The sequence below is a fragment of the Moorena sp. SIO4E2 genome (assembly GCF_010671945.1).
Taxonomy (GTDB): domain Bacteria; phylum Cyanobacteriota; class Cyanobacteriia; order Cyanobacteriales; family Coleofasciculaceae; genus Moorena; species Moorena producens.
On record NZ_JAAHIE010000764.1, the window covers coordinates 1 to 2,944 of the forward strand.

3 protein-coding genes and 1 pseudogene are annotated in these 2,944 nt (G+C 42.8%); 2 read left to right on the forward strand and 2 right to left on the reverse strand.

The window, feature by feature from the left end:
• Positions 1 to 370 (reverse strand): hypothetical protein (locus tag F6K37_RS36780; RefSeq protein WP_287255917.1); only part of this gene is annotated, 370 nt, incomplete at its 3' end.
• Between the two features lie 415 nt (positions 371 to 785).
• Here F6K37_RS36780 and F6K37_RS36785 point away from each other — a divergent pair.
• Positions 786 to 2,183 (forward strand): RNA-guided endonuclease InsQ/TnpB family protein, encoded by a 1,398-nt coding sequence (locus tag F6K37_RS36785; protein WP_287255919.1) that lies wholly within the window; start codon positions 786 to 788, stop codon positions 2,181 to 2,183.
• 92 nt (positions 2,184 to 2,275) lie between these two features.
• Positions 2,276 to 2,464 carry a hypothetical protein gene (locus F6K37_RS36790; RefSeq protein ID WP_287255921.1) on the forward strand — a complete coding sequence of 63 codons (189 nt, stop codon included), beginning with the start codon at positions 2,276 to 2,278 and terminating at the stop codon, positions 2,462 to 2,464.
• Positions 2,465 to 2,500: 36 nt separating this feature from the next.
• On the opposite strand, the pseudogene F6K37_RS36795 reads toward F6K37_RS36790, so the two are convergent.
• Positions 2,501 to 2,944, reverse strand: a pseudogene (locus F6K37_RS36795) (hypothetical protein); the annotation flags it as partial.

Consider the following 2,944-nt stretch of genomic DNA (forward strand, 5'->3'; position numbering starts at 1 on the left):
TATCTAGAATCCAACTATCAGGGGTAGCGTCAAAGGTCGTAATAAAGTTTCTAGGAGGAACAGGAAGAGGAGAAGGAAAAGGAGAAGGCAACGGTTCAAGGGTAATATCAGAACCGACTTGCTCTAACCCTTCTACATCAAGAAACCAAGAGAGTAATTCCCCTTCAGTATTGTATTCAACAAACCCCTCGTAATCTCTAGTTTCGGGAGGAGGCTCTGGCAGAAAATCAGGAAAATCCGACAATTCAAGTTCGCCGCTGAATTCTTGGTTAATGATTTGCTCAGCAGCAGCCGGTAAAACTGCAACAGTAGCAGAGGTTAAAGCGACAGCAGTAGTAACAAGTGCGAATTGGTGAGAAAGATTAGTCACAGAAAGTATCCTCGTTCAGTATGTGTAGAATAGGGAATAGGGAATAGGGAACGGTAGGAAATAGTTAACAGGATTTTTTTGCTATGATAAATTATTATGATTTATCAGAATCGATTTAAAAAAATAGAGTTAGCTTGAATTATAGTCACCTTTAAAATACATGTCAATACTTTATCAAAAACCCTAAAAGTGCCGAGGCCAAATTGCCTGATTAGTATAGGATTGATAATATAAAAAAGGGCACAGGGAACAGGGAGTAGTGATGCAATCGCTGATCGGCGAAACGACAACCCTTGCTGATCTCAATCTCCATCTCTCCATCTCCCTACTCCCTAAGACGAAAGTCCCTCACCTAATTGAGAAGCACTACAGTCTATAATATGTAAAGCGCAATAAAAACTAGGAGGTGATCGTGATGCTGCTCAACTACCAATACCAGGCTTATCCAAGTAGTCAACAAAAACTAGAACTAAATGATTGGCTACGGATTTGTCGGTACTGGTACAACTGGCAGTTGGGCGATCGCTTTCGGTGGTGGAATGAAAACCGCACTGCTGTTAATTCTTGTCCGTTGATTACTTATCTACCAGAACTCAGAGATAACCCCGGTTATTTCAGTCAAAAAAAGCTGTTACCAATCTGGAAAAAAGACTTGGTGACAGTTGTCCACTCAGGTGAATTGCTGGACTTTACCCGAGTTCCGGCGAATACTTTACAGGACGTATGTAAAAGAGCAGATATGGCTTTCAGTCGATTTATCAAAGGCGATTGTAATGGTAGTCGTAGCGGAAAACCTAGATTTAAAAATCAAGCTAGATACAGGACTTTAAAGATAGATGGGAAAGACTGTTTTTCTGTAGCCAGAATCGAGAGGAAATGGATATGGCTAAAGATCAGTAAACTCAAGGGCTGGCTTAAGGTACGACTACATCGTCCGCTGCCCCATGGGTTTAAGATCAAGAATATTATAATCACCAAGAAAACCGATGGTTGGTACACAACCTTATGCTTAAAAGATTCTACAGTACCAACGCTTACACCAGAAAGTGTTATTCCCACTTGGGATAATAGCATAGGGTTGGATGCGGTACTTTACGGAGACGATTATCTAGCAACATCTGAAAATACCAAACTACCTTCTCTTAAGTCTTACCGTAATAATCATTCTGATCTAGAAAAGGTACAGACAAAAAAGAATGCCAAGACAAAAGGCAGTAAAGCTAGAAGGAAATTGCAATCGCGTGAAGCGAGAATACATCAACGGATTGCTAGGAGCCGAAAGGATCATGCCTATAAAACAGCTCATGTTCTGGTTAGAACCGGAAAAAAAGTTTTCTATTATGAAAATTTGAACCTTAGTGGTTTAAATAAACGAAATAAACCCAAGCCAGATGGGAAGGGTGGATATTTGCCTAATGGACAGTCCGCTAAATCTGGATTAAATAAGTCTTGGTTGGACGCAGGATTTGGGCAGTTCTTTGAGGTACTGGACTACATAGCTGGAAAAGCTGGAGCAGTAACGAAAAAGTGTAACCCTGCCTATACCTCTCAGCTGTTAAGCTATCGAGACGAGTTTGTATTCACGGATTGCGACCTCCGCGAGTATTGGGATGAGCAAGAAATGTTATTGGTTGATCGTGACCTAAATGCCGCAATTAACCTAAAACGAGTGGGGCTGGGCGTGTTCCCCACTATAAAACGCTGTAAGGGGAATCCGGTTATAAATAGCTCTATAACTAATAGTACCTCAAAGGAAGTTTTAGTAGCTCTAAGGAGTGCTAGAAGCTTACACTTACCGGATAGGGAAGTGTAGGAACGTCACCTAGGCAGACCTCAGCTATGCCAAACAATTGGATCACCAAATTTAGTGATCATCACCGTAAGGGATACTTCTAGGGAGCTGTGATGCGATTGACCTTTGGTCACGCTACGGGATTGACCTTTGGTCACGCTACGCGATGCTCCTTTGGAGCCGCTAAGCGAACACAAATTACGCGATTGGCCGTAGACCACGCTAAAAGCGATGGCTCGAAGAGCCCGCCAAAGGCGATTGACCTTTGGTCACGCTTCGCGATGAAGCGAAGCTTCCGCTAAGAGCGATCGCATAAAAGGGATCAGTCTAGGTAGCTGCTAAGTGTCTTTGCTAGGACTATTAAAAGATTGATTATAGGGAAACAGAGTATCCAGTAATCGGTTCAAGCTCCCCTGCCCATGAACAGTAGGTTGAGTCTTCGGGGCTGGTGATTCTGTCTGCGACTCAGCGGTCGTCTCAGCTTCAATAGTATCTGTAGTATTCGTCTCTGTAGTATTCGTCTCTGTAGTATTCGTCTCTGTAGTATTAGTAGTACTAGTTTCTGTTGTATCTGTAGCCACCGTATTACTGGTGGATGGCACTTGACCATTTACAGATTCCGTGGTAAAGCTTTGATCAGGTACAGTTGATGACAACTCCTGAGGTTTCTGCTCCAAGCTATCAGGAGTTGGTTGAGACTCTTCCGGTAATGGACGCCCCTTATCCCCCAACACGGAGGCTGATGGTACCACTTGTAAGGATTCTACAGAATGATTCCAAAT

What these genes read in the sequence shown, in the direction of transcription:
- F6K37_RS36785 (WP_287255919.1), top strand. Translation starts at nt 786, where the DNA reads ATGCTGCTCAACTACCAATACCAGGCTTATCCAAGTAGTCAACAAAAA.
- F6K37_RS36790 (WP_287255921.1), top strand. Translation starts at nt 2,276, where the DNA reads ATGCGATTGACCTTTGGTCACGCTACGGGATTGACCTTTGGTCACGCT.